At 43.4% G+C, this 19,909-nt stretch carries 13 protein-coding genes; all 13 read right to left on the bottom strand.

Annotated features, from left to right (window positions below; all coding sequences use genetic code 11):
- Positions 1-103: 103 nt before the first annotated feature.
- The 13 genes from IM797_RS20465 to IM797_RS20405 all read right to left on the bottom strand — a co-directional run bounded on the left by IM797_RS20465 (position 104) and on the right by IM797_RS20405 (position 19,866).
- Positions 104-1,318 carry an MFS transporter gene (locus tag IM797_RS20465; protein ID WP_194129044.1) on the bottom strand — a complete coding sequence of 405 codons (1,215 nt, stop codon included), beginning with the start codon at positions 1,316-1,318 and terminating at the stop codon, positions 104-106.
- A gap of 1 nt (position 1,319) precedes the next feature.
- The gene (locus IM797_RS20460) at positions 1,320-2,390 is read right to left on the bottom strand and encodes a zinc-binding dehydrogenase (RefSeq protein WP_194129043.1); all 1,071 of its coding nucleotides are present in this window, start codon (positions 2,388-2,390) and stop codon (positions 1,320-1,322) included.
- A 32-nt stretch (positions 2,391-2,422) separates the two neighbouring features.
- The gene (locus tag IM797_RS20455; RefSeq protein ID WP_194129042.1) at positions 2,423-3,946 is read right to left on the bottom strand and encodes an alkaline phosphatase; all 1,524 of its coding nucleotides are present in this window, start codon (positions 3,944-3,946) and stop codon (positions 2,423-2,425) included.
- Between the two features lie 9 nt (positions 3,947-3,955).
- Positions 3,956-5,425 (bottom strand): hypothetical protein, encoded by a 1,470-nt coding sequence (locus tag IM797_RS20450; protein ID WP_194129041.1) that lies wholly within the window; start codon positions 5,423-5,425, stop codon positions 3,956-3,958.
- A gap of 24 nt (positions 5,426-5,449) precedes the next feature.
- On the bottom strand, positions 5,450-8,287 hold the full coding sequence (locus IM797_RS20445; protein WP_194129040.1) for a TonB-dependent receptor: 2,838 nt from the start codon (positions 8,285-8,287) through the stop codon (positions 5,450-5,452).
- 232 nt (positions 8,288-8,519) lie between these two features.
- Positions 8,520-9,203, bottom strand: a complete 684-nt coding sequence (locus tag IM797_RS20440) for an HAD-IA family hydrolase (protein WP_228098996.1) — start codon at positions 9,201-9,203, stop codon at positions 8,520-8,522.
- Positions 9,204-9,281: 78 nt separating this feature from the next.
- Positions 9,282-9,863, bottom strand: a complete 582-nt coding sequence (locus tag IM797_RS20435) for a helix-turn-helix domain-containing protein (RefSeq protein WP_194129039.1) — start codon at positions 9,861-9,863, stop codon at positions 9,282-9,284.
- Positions 9,864-9,942: 79 nt separating this feature from the next.
- Positions 9,943-10,512 carry a sigma-70 family RNA polymerase sigma factor gene (locus IM797_RS20430; RefSeq protein WP_194129037.1) on the bottom strand — a complete coding sequence of 190 codons (570 nt, stop codon included), beginning with the start codon at positions 10,510-10,512 and terminating at the stop codon, positions 9,943-9,945.
- 154 nt (positions 10,513-10,666) lie between these two features.
- Positions 10,667-12,907 (bottom strand): HEAT repeat domain-containing protein, encoded by a 2,241-nt coding sequence (locus IM797_RS20425; RefSeq protein WP_194129036.1) that lies wholly within the window; start codon positions 12,905-12,907, stop codon positions 10,667-10,669.
- A gap of 11 nt (positions 12,908-12,918) precedes the next feature.
- Complete coding sequence (locus IM797_RS20420; RefSeq protein WP_194129035.1) at positions 12,919-14,514, bottom strand: DUF6850 family outer membrane beta-barrel protein; 1,596 nt, start codon at positions 14,512-14,514, stop codon at positions 12,919-12,921.
- A 22-nt stretch (positions 14,515-14,536) separates the two neighbouring features.
- Positions 14,537-15,742, bottom strand: a complete 1,206-nt coding sequence (locus IM797_RS20415; protein ID WP_194129033.1) for a DUF4876 domain-containing protein — start codon at positions 15,740-15,742, stop codon at positions 14,537-14,539.
- A 15-nt stretch (positions 15,743-15,757) separates the two neighbouring features.
- On the bottom strand, positions 15,758-18,820 hold the full coding sequence (locus IM797_RS20410; protein WP_194129032.1) for a TonB-dependent receptor: 3,063 nt from the start codon (positions 18,818-18,820) through the stop codon (positions 15,758-15,760).
- On the bottom strand, positions 18,817-19,866 hold the full coding sequence (locus tag IM797_RS20405; protein WP_194129031.1) for a FecR family protein: 1,050 nt from the start codon (positions 19,864-19,866) through the stop codon (positions 18,817-18,819). The genes IM797_RS20410 and IM797_RS20405 overlap by 4 nt, the downstream gene beginning before the upstream one ends.
- Positions 19,867-19,909 lie beyond the last annotated feature (43 nt).

The following is a 19,909-nucleotide window of genomic DNA, read 5'->3' as shown; positions in this document are numbered from 1 at the left end:
GCAGATTTTGCAGGAAGGTTCATAATTGGTTTTGTTATCTTCCAAAGTAAACCAATGCCCTTTATAAAAAATGTTCAATCTGTTGTCGATTTGTCTCAGTTTGTCAGCCTTTCATGCTACGGACTGTCCACACACTCAGGCAGGACAAGAGGCAGAGGACAGCAATGACAATAAAAATGCTATTGGAGCTACCCGTAACATCAATCGCGTAGCCGAGTAACGGTTCTCCAAAAGCAGCGAACAGATATCCAATCATATTCATAAAACCGATCCCGGTTCCGGTCAGATTGCTCCCGAGCAAGTCCGGACTTAATGGCCAGAAACAAGCCTGAGGCCCATAGACGAAAAAACCGGCCAGCAACATCAGTCCTCCACCCAGCCATAGATTATGTGCCGGAGAAATGTAGATCAATATCGCAATGACTGCACTCACCAGCATTCCAAAGGCAATGGCCTTGATTCTGTCTTTTTTGAACAGGCTATCTGAAAGCATGCCAAATGTAAGTGCTCCGGCAGCCATCCCTACAGGCAATAAAAAAGTAACCCAAAGGTTTCCAGGATTATCTTTCCAATTGTTACCCAGATAATGGACTGGAACCCAAAAAATAAGTCCGTAACGTGCCATGCTCTCAAATCCGAAACCTAGCGAGGTGACCATAAACTTTTTATTTTTCAAGACCATCCGGTACCGCTCCACCCAGGTAATTGATGGGGCTAAAGATGCAGAGGAATCCGTTTTAACACTTGGTTTATCCCTGGCAATGATTAAAAATGCAGTGGCAGATATCAGCAGCAAGAGTACAGGTAATCGAAACAGCATGCGCCATTCATATCCTTGCTGCAATAAAATAATGGAGAGCAGATAGGTTACTACAGAGGACAGACCGGCAGCCATGGTGTAAAACCCAAAGGCCTTTCCGCGTTCCTTTTCAGACCACCAGTTGTTGATCAGCTTGGCACCGGGTGCCCAGGCCATAGACTGAAAATAACCATTTAATGCCCAGAGCAGCATGATCATGACTGCGCTATTCGAAAAACTAATGGTAATATTAGTCAGGATCGATAGATATGCGCCTACCGAAACCATTAACCTGGCGCTAAGCCGGTCGGCCAGGTTTCCATTGATCAGCTGACCGATTGAATAACCGAGTAACATCGAAAAACTGATCCACCCGATGGTGGTATATGGAATGTGTAAATCGGCGGCCATACCTTTTGCAGCCCAGCCGAAATTGTGCCTGCCTGTATAAAAAAAGAGATAACAGAACATGGTAATCAGCAACATTGTCCATTGCTGTACCCTAAATTTTTTGTCCATTTTACTGTTGAGTTAAATTGATGCCTACCCGCAGTGGTTTATGTGTCACAGCATATTGAAATGCTTCGTTGGTATCCGAAAGGATAAATTCTTTTGACACCACTTCATGGAAAGGAAATGCCTGGTGATTTCTATTGATAAAGTCTACTGCGTAAACAAAATCTTCGAAATTATAATTGTGTAAACCTTTAATGGCAATCAGTCTGCGGATCACAGATTCGGCATCGATCTGCACCTTTCTGGTTTTAAATACCGCTCCGATCCAGACGGCAGTCCCTCCTATTCCCAATGCCTGTATTCCCTGCTCCATGGCATCCGGGGCACCGCTCATGTCAAAAGCCACATCAATGCCCGCAGGCAATTGTACAGCTGGATCTGTGAGCAGATGGGTTTCATCTGCAGCAAAAGCATGTGCCTGTTCCAGGCGCTGGGGATTGATGTCTGCCACATGGATAATTTTAGCGCCCGCATCTTTGCACATGGCTGCGCAAACCATGCCCAGAAGGCCACTTCCAGTGATGAGTACCTTTTTGTTGTGCAGGTTTCCCGCCAACCGTAAACCACCAGCTACGGTAGCTACAGCGCAGTTGATGATCGCCGCGACCGGCAAAGGAATTTCTTTTGAAATCCCAAGTACTGCGGTACCGCGTTTGAGAATGCAATGGGTTGACAATCCGCCATGAAGCGCATCGTTGGCAGTCACCTGTGCGTGACCATATTTAAACAGGTCAGTTCCTTTCTGAGGCATTCCTGCCTTAGCCAGCTCTGAGTCCGGATCTGAGGAAAAAATGCTCCAGGTCACGCGGTCACCTATATTTAATTTATTCCCAAGGTAATCGGTCTGTTGATGATCGGCGGAGAACGATAATATCTCCCCAACAATTTCGTGTCCCAAAACGGTAGGTACTTTTTCCTGACGCAATCCGCAATACGTATGCAGGTCGCTTCCACAAATCGAAGTGTACCTGTTTTTAATCAATATTTCTCCTGCATTTAATGCAGGGATAATTTGTTCCTGTAAAGACATAACTTTCCCCTGCCCCTCAAAAACCATTAATTTCGCCTTATTCATTATTGTTCTTTTAAAATCATATCTATTCGCCACTAAGAGATGCCAAAAGTTGTTGCATCGATGGTAAATGTTGCCGCTTTGTATTCTTTAGCCTGATTTGTGAGGATGTTATCTACAAAGTAGTAGTCTGTACGAAATCTCTTTTTATTGATTGTGGCAATGAAATACCCATGGCTTTTGATGTCTGCAAATACCAGGTGAGGATTTATATTTTTGTCCTGCAACATTTTTTCAAAATCATTAATTTCGGCTTTAGACCGCCTATCCCCATTTCTGGAAGTAATGGAAGGCGTAAGCAGTTCCCAGGCCAACGGCTTTTGCTTATGGCTTTTAGTATATTTCATAAACTGCGCTTCTTTATGTACAGCAAGTACAAAGGATTCATGATGGTCTCCGGTAAGAAATACCGTATTCTGGATTTTTTCCCTGTCCAGCATATCCAGAATTCTAGCCCGCTCGGCCGGATAACCAAGCCACCAATCGTTATATTTCGGTAGCCTAAACCCTTCGGCCACGGCATATCCTGAAAACATTACCTGGTTACCAATCAGCTTCCATATGGATTGGCTACTTTTTAATTCCTTGGCCAGCCAGTTATACTGGCTTTCGCCGATGATGACCCTATCCGCACCATTAAAGCCAGGCTGGTCGTTTTCCATTTGTTGCGTACGATCGCTGCTCCTTTCATCCATCAGGTACAGGGATATGTCTTCCCCAATGTCAAATTTCCGGCGAACCTCGCTGCCTTTGTCTGCCCGTATGGGCATCCACTCCAGGTAAGCTTGTATGGCTGCCTTTTTCCGCTCAGACCATTTTCCTTCATTGGGCTGGTGATTTTTTGCACCATCCTTATAAGCATCATTGGCCAGTTCATGATCGTCCCAAATCAGATAAAAAGGTTTTTTTGCATGTAAAAGCTGCAGATCCGGATCTGTGCGGTATTGCGCATACCTGGCCCTGTAATCCTGCAGCGTTACGATTTCGTGTTTGGGAACATTGATTCGTCCGGAGGCTGGATTGCCATATGCTCCCGTTTCGTATTCATAGATGTAATCGCCAAGATGGAGTACCAAATCTACGGCTGTTTTTTGCGCAAGAAACCTGAATGAATTGAAATAGCCGTCCTCCCAATTGTTACAGCTCAGCACGGCCATGGTAAAGTCTCCCTCTTTCAGGTCTTCAGGCAGCGTTTGTGTCTCTCCGACCTCAGAAATGGTACCCTGATATAAAAACCGGTAATGGTATTTGCAACCCGGTTTCAATCCTTTCACATCAACTTTAACCGTATAATCGTGGTGCGCAGAAATATCAACCTGTCCCTCTTTTATCAGCTTTGAAAAGCCGGGGTCTGTTGAGATTTCCCATTTGACATGGGTCTTGAGCGGATCTGTAGGTGTGACCCTGGTCCAGATGATGACGCAATCCTGCAGGGGATCGCCTGAGGCAACCCCTTGCAGGAAGTAGTTCACGTTAGACTTCAGATCCGTGGCCGTCAGCCTTGAAATTGGCAAGAGCAGCGCGGCTGAAAGGACGAATTTTCTTCTGGAAATATTCATATCTGACTGCTAAAACTGGTATTCAAAAATATCCTTATAGGCATTGTAAACGGGATGATCAGTAGTGTATTCTTTGACCACGATTGTAGAATTTGCCTTGGAAGCATTTTCATCCAGTTTAAGATTGGTTGAACCGGTCAGCGTATAATAAGTACTGATTCCGCTGAAAGCAAAAGTGATATTTTTTGCGTGTGTAGGCTTGATATATCTCATGATCCCGATGGAGTTAAAAACACTCAATGGCCGGGTAGACTGGTAGGAATTCTCCTTGGCCAAAAACCGGAAATGCCTCAGGCCACTACCAGGTGACTGGTAAATGCTTTGCAGTTCGTTGTAAAATTTCTTACCGTAGTTGTCCATTTTAAGGTGGTACATATTTACTTTTAAATAGCGGTCGCCCCCAACCGTGGCCATTTGCGAAACATACCTGGCTACCGGATTGAATGCCGGATCCCAGGCATTCCCCTGAACGGCCGCGCTATCGGGTTGACCAGCCACATAATTTCCTGCCGGAGAAACAGGAATTGGTGTAAAGTAGCTGCTGAAATGTAAATCGTCATAATTTAAGCTATTGCTGCTGTGCATGTCCCTTACTGCAGTATGGAAATTTGTCTGATTGGCATTGTTGTCAAAAATGAGCTTAAAGTATTTATTGAATGAGGCCATCAGTTCTGCATGTCCGTTAATCAAGATACCAGATTGCACCCAGTCCTTTCCGCTTGGAATCCCATCATTTCCATGATCATCCACATTACCGGTGGTACTGAATACCGTGTTCATCACATCTTCAGTATCTCCCGTATAGTGGCTCACTGTCATGAACTTTGCGTGCATCTGTTGATAAGCAGCAGTTCCCCAATCGACTTTTCGCATCTTCAAATAATCTTTGACCTTTTTTGTCGGATCTGTTAGGCATGGATCTTCCATAAAACCATTGATGTAATTAAATACACTCTCTGACACATCAAATTGATATACAAAATCAATCTGAACCTGATTCAGTGCCGCTTTTACGATAGAATAGATCAACTTTTCCGAGCTGTCGCCACCATGGTCATTTCCCTTCACGTAGCCGTAAGAAGGATCTGCCGGATTAAAACCCACGTAAGAATTGAAACCGATCTTATACATCGCAAACTTTACCTGTACATCGGTTTGCGGGTGTGCATTTTTATAGGAGATCGCCCTGTTTAGCAAATCGCCATATTTAAAAACCGGGCTATTTTTGGTGTCGCCCACATTTCGTGAATAGGTCTTCACGTTGACCGTTCTGCCTTCGTAATTGAATGTATTTCCGCTTGATACCGTAGCTATGCTTAAGCCCTTTGCAGCGAGTTGATACTGACTGGCCTTGATTGTCAGGTCAGCACCTTCCTTTCGCTGATCCGGAGCTTGCAGGGCTGCCAGTTCCGGATTGTCTTTACAGCCATAGGTGAATAAGCTAAGTAAAAATGCGGTGTAAATAAAAATATTTTTCATGATGTTATGTTAAATTCTTTCTGATTAGAAACTCCAGTTTACGCCAATACGTCCCCTTGCTGAATAATACTCCACTTGTTCCGGCCTGCTTTTCACACCGTGATAATAGCGAAGCGGTGCATTGGTTAAGTTGTTTGCATCCAGAAATACAGTGATATTTTTTGGCAAATTATACGAGGTATTGATGTCCAGGTGAAAATCTTTATCCTGATAACGATCTGCTCCGCTGTTATCACGAACTTCTACAAGGAATGCCTGACGGTAATTTGCTGCTATACGGAAAGAGAAACGGTCTTTTTCATAAAACAGCGCAGCGTTTACAATATTTGGCGACTGGTTTAACAAACCGATCTTTTCTCCAGGGCGGTCGTCCAGTGTTGTTTCCGATTTGGTATAAGTATAGTTCAGGCTTAGACCTATTCCGCTAAGCAATCCAGGCAGGAAGGTAAACTTCTGGTTGTAGCCCAATTCAAAGCCATAAAGCATGGCGTTATCCGAATTCAGGGGTTGCGATACCTGGAAGTTCGCAGTGGTACCATCTACAGTCTGGCTTTGTGTAAAGGATTGGGTATATACTGCATCCCTGATCTTTTTGTAAAATAGACCTCCGGTCAAATAGCTGGTGGTGTTCAGGTAATAACTGCCAATCAAGTCATAGTTCCAGGAGAAAGTTGGGCGCAGATCCGGGTTTCCAAGCGTTGTCGTTAACGTATTCGGATTTACCCTGGTTGTGGGACTGATTTCATTAAATGCTGGCCTTGCAAAAGTGCGGGTAACTGCGGCACGGATATCGGTTTGATCGTTTGGTTTATAAATCAGATGCAACATTGGCAGTACAGCAGGTACCTGTTTACTTCCGGAAACCGGACTTACCTTTTTGGTAATGTCATTATACAGAAAGCTGTTGGACAGATCAGAAGTATATTCAAAGCGCATCCCCCCTACCATTTTCAATTGCGGTCTCAAATCCCACTCGCCCATAAGATAACCTGCACCAACCTTTTCAGTAGCCTGATAATTTCCGGTTGCATAAGAAGAGTTGCTTGCATCGTTTAAGGTATAGGTTAAGTTTTGGGTAACAGCGGGTATACTATTTGGATCGATAAAGGACTGTGCAGTCGGGTAATCAAATTTCAGATTATCGTAAGCATTGTTCAACTCCGGAAACCAGTTCTTTGCAGGAAAAGCTTCTTTTTCCCACAATGGCAGGTAGGCTTTCGGCGCAGTCGACTTATAAATCCAGGTCACATACCGGTAATCGTAAGCACTGGTTTTGTATCTGAATTTACCTCCGAATTTCAGGAGCAGGTTGCTTAAGACCTGGTATTTAAAATCTACTGCGGCCACCTGATCATTTTCGGTAATGTTACGAATGGAAGTTACAAACCTGTCCAGATAATAGTTATCGGCGCTGTAAGGAGTTGAAGGAGAAAAGTGTGTCTGGATATTATTCGGTTCATCGCCTTCATAACCCGCAGGACCATCACCATTTAAAAACTTGTAGTCTTTTCCGCCAATGTTGACCAGGTTGTCATATTTCACCGTCTGCACCCAGTTGCCATAATAATAGCCCCTCAAATCTTTTGTAACAGAGGAAGGTCCTTTGTAACCGGCCCATGATTTATACCAGGCGAAACGTGCATTCATGCTCAATTTAGGAGCCAGTACGGATTCAATACCGGCCTCGCCGCCATAGTTCTTAAAATAATAATCCACAATGTTCCACCTCAATACAGCGTTGTTGGTAGCGCGATCAAAATAGTGCATGGTTTTGCGGTTCCGCTCATTGTCCAACAGCTCGGTATAATAGCCCCTGGCATACAATTTAGTCCCTGGCATAAGTCGGTAATCCAAGGATGCATTCAGTCCTTTATTCGTTCTCGTGCCCTGGTAATTACGGACATCAAGTGTCGTTACATTGTGTAACTGGCTTCCATAAACAACTTCGTAGTCATCAGTACCATAGGTACGCTGGTTTATGCTACCCAATACCAAAAAGCCCAGTTTATCATTTAACGAGCGATCTCCATACAGTACACTTCCGTTATAACCAAATTTATCCTTTGGTCTTTCTGCGTAAGGCAAGGCCCCCATGACACGGAAGGTTCTTTTTTCCGGTGATGTGCGGGTGATGAAATTGATGGTACCACCAATGGCATCACCTTCATATTCAGGAGTGATGGCCTTTACCACCTGGATGTATTGAATAAATTCAGAAGGGAGTAAATCCATTGGTACAGTACGGTTTCCCAGTAAATCACCCGATGTTTTGGCCGCCGGCATACGATCGCCGTTAATGGTTGTTGAGCTCCATTGCGAAGGAGTTCCCCTAACGGTTACATAACGCCCTTCACCCTGATCGCGGTCGATACTTACGCCGGGAATACGTTGTACAGCTTCTGCAGCATTGATATCCGGCAGCTTGCCAATGGCATCAGCACTTGCCACATCCATAATGGCAGTGGAATTTCTTCGCATCGCTACTGCTTTTCGCTCGCTGGAACTGTACATTCCTTTGATGACAACCTGTTCTAAATCAGCGGCAGCAGCAAGATTGACCTGATTGAGATAGGTGGTTTTACCTTTCAGGATATTGACTAAAGTGTCTACTTTACGATAGCCCACCATAGAAATAGAAATTTGATGTTGTCCTTCCGGCAGGGACAGCGAAAACTGACCATCAAGACCTGATGCGGTTTGCAATTTGAACTTTGCTACACTGATTGTTGCAAAAGCCAGGGGACTGCGGTCGGCAGAGACACTCCCCCGCAATGTGCCTTGTGCAAAAGAAATGCTTAAGCCCAGACAAAAAATAATAGCCGTTAGATAAAAGCGTTTTTGTATTAAAAAAAAGTTATTCATACCTTAGGAAGTAATTGTGATTGGAATTGACAGATTTTAGTTTTGATGCAATTAACAAATGGAGGTGCTAGAACACCTCCATTTATCGTTTATGGCAGGTTTTCTGTTTTACTTTTTTCATGTGTTTCTTAGTTTGTTTGTGACTGCTTGCGATTGTTTAGCAAAACTAAACTTTGTTTATTAATGAGAGACTAAACTTATGTTAAGCTTCAGTTAATGAGCTGCCTAAAAACTAATCAATTAAAGGCAGTAGCTCCATCAGGTCGTTTATGATCTGGTCTGGATTAGCCGTCTGCAGCTGAGCAGCTGTATGCGCGCCTGTTGTAATGCCAATACTTAATCCGCAGCCTGCATTTTGTCCTTCTTCGATGTCAATTGTCGAATCTCCAATTTTAACCACGCTGTTCCCGTCGAGGATGTTGAACCTTTTCATTGCAAGCTGAATCATGTCCGGATCAGGCCGGTTTGATGAAACATCTGAGGCTGTGATCAGTGCATCAAACTCCAATCCTTCTTTCCATCCGAGCTTTTCAAGAATTGAACTTGCCGTAGCTTTATCATATCCGGTATTGAGTACCGACAGAATATTCCGTTGTTTAAGTGCGTAGAAAAGTCTGGTGGCATTGGGTTGCGGTAAAATGTCCTCCCTGGAGTAGGCCTCTTTGAGGCTGATCATAAATGCATTATAGATCTTTGAGATGACCAACTCATCATGGATTGCTGCATAAGTAGCCAGTACAGAACGGATGGCTTGTTTTTTTTCTTTACCGGCTCCCTGGGCAAGTACCTGGTCAAGGCTAAATGTAAAGCCAGCGTGATTGATGGCATTTCTTAAGGTTTTGTAAACGATGTTATCTTCGTTCACTGTGGTTCCCGCCATATCGAAAACCACCATGGCTATTTTATTCTTCTTCATATTAAACAATGTTTAGCAAAACTAAACATTGTTTACAAGAAATATGGAATTGTAATATTAAGTTTATGTTAATTTATTTTAAGACTCATTACCCTCGAAGAAATAAATCACGAGCATACTTGCTTTAACTTTACCTGTATTTGTGGGGGTATGTGGGATTCTACCATCAAAGAGCAAGGAATCTCCGGCAGAGAGTTCATAAACAGTATTGTCTATGGTATAGGAAATGCTTCCCTTGAGGATGAATTTATATTCATAGGCTTCGGTTTCTACCATAGGTCTATTGGCATCCGGTTCAAGTTCAAGCAATACGATATCTACTGTGCCCTTATTCACCGATTGGGTAAAAATACGCTGGTACAAAAAGCCTTCGGCATCTTCCTTTTCAAAATGTTCATAATCAGTTGCGCGTTTAATGACAACAAGCTGATGGTCCTGATGCGTTCTGAAATCCTTAAAAAAGGCGTTTAAATCGATGTTAAGTGCCTTTATGATGTCAATCAATACAATGAGCGAAGGTATGGTTCTGGAGTTTTCAATTTGGGAAATCAATCCTTTACTTACTTTAGCGCGGTCGGCAAGCTCCTGAACGGTAATGTTTTGCTCTCTTCTCTTTTCTTTAATCTTGTTGCTGATCTGAACCAGTGTATCTTCCTTCATAAAATTTCATTGCTTATTCAAACAACAAATATAAGTACACAAAGTTAAGTAATTGTAAACAAAACCGAATCAAGCAGGCTTATGCCTTTGCAGGAGCAATCAGATTGATCTCTACATTTGAATTGTTCATCTGCTCGCGCATTTTATCAACAGCGCGATACAGGAGTTTATAGGTTCCTCCAACCTTGATCTTTAAAATATCCGCTACCTCTTGGTGGCTCAAATCTTCCTGGTAAAAAAGATAAACAGCTTCTTTTTGCCGGTCTGTCAATTCGCTCATTAGTTTTTTAACCAGCAAACGGTTGTGGTCTGGATTTTCCTGCTGAACGTTGAACTCAAAAGGTACAATGTCGCAATCGCTCCCCACATAAACTTCGTGGCGTACGACAGACAATTTATTGTAAATGATGTTTCTTAACGATTTAAATAGATAGTGTTTTACACTTTTTGGCTTACTGAGATGCTCACGGTTTTGCCAGAGCTTTACAAAAAGATCCTGAATTGCTTCCTCTGTAAAATTGATGTCCTGATGAAACCTGAGCGCATAACTGCTAAGCGCCTCATAATAATCATTATAAAGTTGTTCAAATTCTTTTTGATCCCCTTTTAGAAAATTAGACCAAACCTCCTGTTCCTTGAATGAAGACACCCCTGTACTTATTTAGATTCATTAAAAATAATAAGCAAGTATAGGACTATTTACGTCAATAACAAAAGAATGATGGTCATATTTTTTTAAAAAGCAGATTGTGCTTGTTTATACAGCCAAACTGGGCCTGATGTATGAACAAGCACAAATCCATTTATTTAGACACCATGTTGGATGTGGTGGCTGTTGTGAAAGCTTTCAGATAAGAACTGGAGCGAAGCGCTTCTTTTTTAAGGGCATCGCTGGATAGCTTATCGTTCATTAATTTATTCAAAGCGTTTAAAATAAGCGGTTTCTGATAAGAATAAGGGTACCAGCCCAAAGCTTCGGTCGCAGCCAATCTAAGCGGCTCCTGCTCAGCAGTATTGAGCATAATTTCAATCGCTGCAGGGATTTGTTTGTGGTAACTGTAAGTTCTTAACGTGTTAACGTTAAAACTGCGTTTCTTCAGATCTGCGCTTTTATCCTGGATCAATTGCAAATCCCGATCTACTTTTGCCAGACTTGCGCTTTGCTTTTCGATCAGCTTTTGAATTTCCAGTTTGCGTGTAGAAAACCCGGGATTTTGCAGACTTGCTTTCAGTTCATTAATTACGCGATCACTATTCATGAAGGTCAGCGAAGTATTGAGGTTGTACATCACCCGCTTTGATGGCCAGTCTTCCAGTGCCGACTGAACCAGGACTGGTATAAACTCATCATTTCCAAAATCGCCAATGATGTTTACCGCTTTTCTCCGGATATATTCGTAAGGATCATCTACCGCATCTTTAAGCACAATTGCAAAGTCTGGTGTGTTCAACTTACTCAGTAAAGTAAAGGCCGCGGCCCTGGTTGAGGCAAAATCAGTATGGTAATAAGTATCTTTAAGCAGTTTGCTGCTGGCCTCATTCTGGGCTTCAGCAATTTTATAAAGTGCGATAGCCTGCAAATCCGCGTCGTTCGATTTCAGCAGATCTGACCAGATTGCCTGCTTACCATCTAAATTTACAATGGCCGTATTGTAGTCTGTTGGACCCGCACTAAAAGCAAAAGTAGGATCACCAATGATGTGTGTTTCCAGGAAAGCCTGGTGTTTAAACCAGATTCCTGCCCTTACGCCATGCTGTAAAAGTCCGATCAGGTTGGTTGTCCATACATCCTGTAATACGTTAATGGAGTTGGCCATGGCTACAATGCTTTTGCCATTTCCAAAAATATAATGTCCCGACATGTAATCGCCATCCTGAAACGCACCGTTATAGCAGTTGTCAAAAATGATCATTCTGGCATTTGGCGTAATCGCATCGATGTCTTCCATAATGATATTACCATTGGCTTCAAAGAGTGAATCGGCTTTAACCACAGAATCCTCCAAAGCATCCTGCATCCAGATCATGGGCACCCCAAGTGTTTTCTGAAAATGCTGCTTCGCTTCTTCTACGTCCCGGGCACTTTTTTTGGCCAGACGAATTTTGCTGCGTAAATAACGGCGTACGTTGTCAATAGAAGGCTGTGGAAAAGAAACGTTTGGCGAACCGCTGATCAGTTGCATATCGGAATAACCGTGCTGATGGAAAATCGCCAGGTCCAGGTCAGGTCTTTGTATTTCGGCCAGCAAACCGGATTTGAGATCGCCAGGACTTCTGGAACTGATGAATCTGGCTGATGATCCCGCTTTAAATACGTTGGGCAATTGCTCCCTCAATGCCACCTGCTCACTTGCCCACGTGGTTTCAGATTCTGAACCATATCCCATCCCGCTGTAGGCCATCAGCGTATTCAGTTTGTTGTTTTCTGTTTTGGCTGCTACAACTTTTTTCAGGTAATCTTTAATGGCTTCATATTTATTTTTCCCCTTGATATTTGGCGCTTTAATACGGGCAGTATAAATGTCCATATTGATTACCGGTACTGTTTTGGGTGAAAGACTATAGAAAAACTGTTCCGTATTTACTTTATCCTGGCTCAGGAAATCGAAGTCCAGGCTAAAATCGTCGTAAAAACGATCTGAAGCCACTGCAGCCTTTAAGCCAGATTTGGCTTCGTCCAGCCTGTAACCAGAAGTCAGCCTTTGGGCATTCATGATCATGGGAATAGGTATGTCGCCTACCAGTACAGCACCTTCAAGCTTTGGTTTCTGGCCATACAGTTTTTTCAAAATCGTTCTGATTTCCTCTGGCTTTTTCCAGTTGTGCGAAATGATATAAGTTCCTAAACCTTGTTTTTCAAGGGCTGCTTTATAAGCCTGCAGCTCTGTATTGGCTGCTTTCCAGGTGGCATCATCTACCACAATGGCAAAACTGGTTGCCGTGTTGCGGGCATTCGGCTTTTCTATCTGTTGTGCCTGCAGGGTTGAATTCCCACAAAAAACAGCAACCGCAATGGCCAGACTGATCTTAATTTTAATGTTCATATTTTTGATATTTAATATAATGCACTGAGGCTAAAACCCCAGTAGTTTCTATTTCCGTTGGCATTGTTGTAAGCAGGATCGCTGGTCATGCTGTGCCTGTTGGTCAAATGACCAGCCAGTAAAAACCTTACATTCCTCACCTTGTCCAGTTTAAACCCATATTGAATGTTTAGCGTGGTACTCAGGTAATCTGCACTTGCATAGGCCTGGTCGGGGTATAATACTTCGCGAGCCAGCAATGTTCTATCGGCAGTAATAGGAATATACAGTAAGCTGGCATCCAGTTTTTTTGAATACAAGCCTTTAATACTGGCCTGGAAATTTCCGGCATTGGGTAAATTCCAGTTTTTAGCTGCTGTTAACCAGACTTCAGCACGGCTGATTTCCTGTTTCGACGCTGGAATCAGGTAAGTTTTGTCAACTGATCCATAATTGCCCCCTATCTCAGCAAGCCAGTTGAAACTATTTTCCGGTTGCGTTTTGATCAAGGTATAACTGAAACTGGCCTGATCGCAGGTGGAACTGTAAAATTCTGCTTCAAGTAGCGTTTTCCAGGTTTTGGTTGCCGCATCATAGAACTCATGAAACTCAATCCCGGTGTCTTCCAGGCGTTGCAGGCTTACTGAAAACCGATGAAGCAGATTTTGGCCCCTCACATTCAGACTGCTGTTGAACTGGTAGGTTTTCTGTTTCCAGGTACCCGATTTTCTCGGCACTGAAGTGCCGTCCGCAACCCGTTCCTGGTAAGTTCGGTAGCCCAGGGACGTTAGCCAGCTGATGCTTTCTTTACGCCACTGATACTGCACATCTCCACCCAGTTTATTTCCACTGTAAATACGGGATGCACCCGCGGTAAAGGCCGTTGGAAATTCCAGTTGCCCCAATCCAAGTGATTTATACAGGTAATGGTTGACATTTCCATTCTTAACTTCCAGAGACACCTCTTCGCGGTAGTGGCTGTATAACCCGTTTATGCCCAATGTGCCAGATTTATTCAGGCGCCAGGTTAAACCAGGAGTCAAAGTAATCTCATTGTTGGTAGACAAAGGGCGCGGATCATTTTGACGGGCACCGGTACCTACATTTAAAGTAGCCCCCAAACCAAGCACCAGTCTCTGACCGGCCATTGCCGGGCTTACCGCTTTTACCTGCAGTGCATACAATTGTTTTTGCCACGCCCCGCCAATAGAATCGGCCAGGATATAAGGCGTACCCCGGTAAGGATCGAGCACATCGGAATACTGGAGTCCTTTATCTTTTTGTTGCGTGTAAGCTGCTCTTCCATAAAAAAGCATCCGGCCTATTTTCTGGTAACGTTCCGTTTCAAAATTAAACTGCGAGGTTCTTTCAGGCTCCTGTGCCATTTTAAAGGCACCATCTTCCTGGTTATAGCCAAGTTTCGTTCTACCAAACATCATGATGCTGTCCTGCCATAAACCTGCAGCATTAGTCCCTTGTTGCCATTGCGCGGTATACTGCAGCCATGAAATATACGCAGGTGTGACCCTTAAAGAATCCGCCTGCTTATCCTGGGCTTTTAATTCTGTTTTTGCCAGGAAGAGGGTCAGGCAAAGCAGGAATAATGCAATATTTTTTTTGTTGAACATGCTTAAGTGATCTTAAATTATTTTATTGCCAGCCTTTAGGAATGAAGGTTTTGCTTACGGCAAAATCATTGCTGGAGTTGTTTGTATCCTGTAACACCCTTCTGCCGTTTACGGTAGACTGCACTTTACGTACAATGGCTTCCCGCACATAAGAACCCGAGCAATACATAAATCCGGCATCAAGCGCTGTTGGGAAACGCTTGAAGTTCACTGCGTTTGCATTTGCCAGGGATTCTACCGCATCGATCACATTGCCACCGGGTACTTCAACAAATAAACGGGCATTGGTACTTCCAGGCTCAGTTAACTGTTTCAGGGAATTGAAAGAAGGCGTTTTGAAAATCACCATACTCGGACCAAAAACAGAGGTGATCCAGTTGTTGGTTACTGTAGTGTACAATACCAGTTCCATATTGGGGACTTCCGGATTGTCTACATCTTTACCTGTACTGGCCACATAACACTCAAAATCAGCAATACCTTTACCCAGATCAACTGAATTGGCATTACCTGCAGGATCAGATTTATGGTTCATACCGGTACTGGCAATGACCATTGATTCTCCGGGTTTGATCGGGTGTGATTTTCCTGTTCCGGGAACCATCCAAACATTGGTTAAATAAACATTACCAGCAGCTTTGTTAAACCCAAAAGGAGTAGAACTTGCTGACAGGCCCGGGTTGCCACCACTTTCGCCCAGATACAAACTATCTGCATAAATCACCTCGGTTGAGTTGTTATAGATTTCATAAAACTGATCGGTCAGATAGGTACCATTGGCAGGCGTTCTGGAACCTGTATAGTAAATCTGTTTGAAGACCAGGCCACCCACTTTACTACCGCCCAATTTCAAATTCACATTGCCATTGGCGGTTATGATCTGATTGGTTGCAGCGGCATTTAAAAACACCTGGGTTTCAATTCCCGTAAGCGTCAGCGCCTCTGCAGCACTTATTGTTTTTTCGGCACTGATTTGATAATTACCCGGCAACAGGGCATCAAAAGTAGCTACACCATCGGCATTGGCTGTGGCTGTAACTTTTGCATTTGTTGTAGAATTTGTGATTGTCACATTGGTATTTGCGGCTTTAACCTGCGCATAGTTATCGGGATAAGTAACCGTCACGGTATAACTTACCGTTGGGGCTTCATTATTCGATTTTTTACAGGCTTGTATCGCTATGGCAAACAATGCGAGAAGAAGTAAAAAGGAATTTGCTTTTTTCATGATTATTGATTTCTATTAAAATTTAATACTGATTTCTGTTCCGAAGAATAATTTTGGATTTCTGATACTGTATTGTCCCGCCCAGCGATTACTTTCTTCCTGAGGCCGGTCCATGAGCAGGTTGTTGACAAAAAATGAAAAGCTCGCGGTTTTGGCAATTTCTTTAGTTAGCCGAATGTTAAACAACCACAACGGCTTCCAGCTTTCTGTTAGATAATAAGGATCCTGAATTTTGAGGTTTAACTCAGGGTCATTGATGATTTTGCTGCTGCTTCTTTCGGCCGCTGTTAACCATACCGTTTTGCCGGTACTGTTTTCCAGGTAAGCCATGGGAATAGATTCATAGCCGAGGTATTTATTTTGGTCTTTCCATATGGTTTGCGCAGAAAGCGTAATCACCAGGCGGGCCTGAGGTATGTTGTGAATCATACGCAGAGTGCTGCTTGCCCGGGTATATTCATTGCCCCTGCCAGCATTATATACCGGAATTTTAGCCGGTTCTGCGCCAGTTGGCTGCTGTTTAATGAGGTAATAGCCTGTACTGGTGGTTCGCGTGTTCAATAAGGCACCATTCAAAACAAAAGAGGTCCGGATTTCATCAAACCTACCCATGTCAAGATCGAACTCAATTCCCTTGTTTTTTGTATCCTGATTATTGGTTGGCAGGTTATAAAGTGCGTAAAAATTACTGGTTGTACCGGGTGCCACCACGGGTTGCTGGCCAACGGGTTTATCTACCACATCATAAGCTACCACCGGTATAACCACGGCGCTTTTAAAAGTTGTGGCAAAATCATAGCCATTTTTAATGTGTTCCTTATATAATGTAACCTGCAATTTCCTGTTGCCAAACAATTTGTAGTCAAAGCCCAGTTCGGTCTTATTGTTCGTTGCTATTCTTAAATCTGTATTTTTACTGCTCAACCGTTTGGTGGTAACAATCACCAGCCTTTCAGCCGGATTCTGCGCATAATAATTCAGGTTCAGCAAATCAAAATAGGCATCCTGTGGATATAAATACAATAAGGTAGGTGCTTTTGCCGTGATGCCATAGCCAGCACGGATCACCAGTTTATCCGTCAACTCATAAGCCAGGTTAAACCGTGGTGCCAGCACCCGGCCCATATCGCTTTTAAAAATTCCAACCGGTTGTATATTGTCGTACCTGAAACCAGCTTGTATGTCTATATTTCTGTTTAAAAATGTTCCGGTAAGGTGATCCTCAGCATAAATAGAAAGCTGGTTCAATGCCGGGATCTCACTGTATGGAAAAGGGCGACTGGCATTGCTGCCACTTAAACGTGGTGGCCGCGTTACATCATAGGTCTTTCCCTGGCCGTAGTTCGCATCAGTACGCCATTCGGCACCCAGCAAAAAACGGTGGTTAAAATCTCCTGTTTTCAGGTAAAAACTATTTGTGAGTTTGGCAAAAAGATTGAAAGGTTTTCCATCCACCCATACTTTGCTCAAGTATTCACTTGGCACATATTGGCTAGCCATGGTGGTATCCTTTGTTGCGGTAGAAGTTGGATAAACGTAATTGCTCAGCAAACTTTGCTGATAGCCTTTCTGTATGGCGTAAGTGGCACTTACCGTATAATTCAAGACTTTAGCAAACTTGCGGTTCAAATTCCATCGCCCCGAACTGTTGAATCGGAAAGCAAGGTCTTTTGCCCGATTTTCCGTCTGTGTTTTGGCATCATCAGGATCCTGCTTCAACTCATCCAGGTTCATGGCATAAGAAAAGCCTGTAGATGTGTACAGCTTCTGCTCTTTGAAAAAGGTATTCCCGTACAATAAACTTCCCGTAAGCCGGTTGTAAGCGTCATAAGCATAACGCTGGTCATTGTATGCTTTGGTATAATCCAGGTCGGCGTTGAGTGTTCCTGCATTTTTACCCAGACTAAAGCCTTTCCCTGCCCAAAACTGACTGAGTACCGGATTAACCCTTGCTTTGAGTTGAAAAGGCATTTTCCCTTCCTTTGTTTTTACCAGGATGGCACCATTTGTTAAATCACCATATTCTACAGATGGCACTCCCCTGATTACCTCTATGGACTCTATATTGTCTGCCGAAATCTGCCTTAAGTCTGTCCCACTGCCTGTACTGGTCGAAAAAGAAGCATTTGCGCCAGAGCTTGCCGGATTTAGCACCTGCAGGTTTGCATTGTTTGATACAGGTACCCCATTTACCATCACTGCCGTACCGAGGCTTCCCATATTATTGCTGGTGATTTGCCTGATTGCGGTTTTATTGACATTGGAAAAATCGGGATTGCTGGCTAAAGCACCAGGAAGTAATTGCAGCACGTCGGCCAGGCTGGTTGCCTGTAAATGTTCAATTGTCTTTTGTGAAATGATCGACGCCGTTGCGCCTCCAGACCTACCTTCGGCAGCAACTACCACCACTTCTTTTAAATCTAATACATTTTCATCTAGCTCAAAATTGAGCACATAATTTTTGCCCGCTACGGTGGTGATTTCCTCTTCCTTGGTCACCTTGTTTAAAAATCTGGCCTTAACCGTCATTCTGCCCGCAATTAAATGCTTAAAAGTATACTTTCCAGCGTCATCAGTCATGGTTGAGATACCCAATTCCTGGATGACAATTGTTGTTTGCCCAACCGGCATCCCCGTTTTTTTCTCCCTGACCGTACCTGATAAGCCTACATTTTTGGAAAGTGTGATCTCCGCAAGCGAAAACACGTCCGGTATGGCATGCTGCAGTACATTTGCCCTCCCGTTCTGAAGTAAATCAGATCCGGACTGTACCAGGTTTGCGTTTGCTTTACGAATGATGGTAAAATATTTTTCCCCCACAGCATCCCAGGTCAAACCTGTACCATCGAGCAATTTGTTTAAAACCGTTTCAGCATTTGTGTTTTTAAGGCTGTTTATATCGAATACTACCGTGGTATGCTTAATCAGATTATGTTCGTAGGCAAATTTGACCTTCAGTGACTTACTGACTACATCCAGAGCTTTTGCTAACGCAATTTTTTGTTGTGCACTGGCCGACAGGAAACTGCATATGGATAAAAAGAAGAGCAGGATAAAAGGTATACGTTTTGCACTCATTTTTTAGTTGTTAAAGTAAGTTGTCCATTGTGCCGTTCCAGGTTGGATCCGGTGATGCTACTGAGGATTTTCAAGGCCTTATCCTCGTCGTCTAAAGGAATGGCCCCATCAATTTCCCGCAGCAGCATTTGTTTGTCATCTACCTGCAGTACAATTCCATAATTGTCCGCCAACAATTCAATAATGGCAGCGATGCTTGTTTTGTGAAGCAGCAACAAATTGCTATCCCAGTCGGTACTCACCTTCGTTGCCGCCTTACCAGCCAAATGCAGTCCATTTGCTTTGCTGGCCAGCACACTTTGGCCAGGTTTTAGCAACAGCGACTGGCTGGATTTAATGACCTTCACCGATCCGGATTCAAGGTGTACCTGTGTACTGCCCCGCCTATTGCTCACGTTAAAAACGGTTCCTAAAACTTCAACATCAATTTCATGGTCCATGTGTACTACAAAGCGCTCCCCGACCTTAACTTCTGCTGGACTTTTGTTGAGGTGTGTGACCTTAAAATAGACATCGCCTGTAGTCCAAACCTCGCGTCTGACCTTTTGCTGTAACTTCTTATAAAATCTTATCGATGAGTTTGGGGCCAGTTGCACAAAGGAACCATCCGGTAAGGTGAATTTTTTGTTTTCCCCATTGCCTGTGGAAAGCATGATTGTCCTGTCCGATTCGTATGCACGAATCAACAACCCGATGCCTATGACCAGGAGTAAAACCGCGGCATATTTTGAGGTCAGTAAAAGATTGTGTTTTAATCGCTTTGTTTTAGTTGCTTTAGCCGAAGGTGCTTTATTGATTTCCTGCTCAATATTTTGCCATAGGGCCCTTTGCCTTTCATTTGGTGCATTTGGTTTTGACGGAGCTGTGTTTTTTGCAAGCTCAATGGCTTTTTCTATCGCATCCTTTTTTTCAGGATAGCGTTGCATGACTGATTGCCAATACAAATCAGATGCTGCATCATTTTGACGAATCCAGTTTTTAAACTCCGGATCCATCAGGAAATCGAATACTTCGTATGTTGTGTAATTTTTATTTTTTTTTGCCATTATGGGGACGTTACACTTACTATACAGTAAGGTTGACCGTTTT

Origin of the sequence: Pedobacter sp. MC2016-24 (assembly GCF_015223055.1) — a bacterium.
In the GTDB taxonomy this organism is placed as follows: Bacteria; Bacteroidota; Bacteroidia; order Sphingobacteriales; family Sphingobacteriaceae; genus Pedobacter.
The sequence above is the reverse complement of the archived record's forward strand: the minus strand, read 5'-3'. Positions and strand labels throughout refer to the sequence as shown.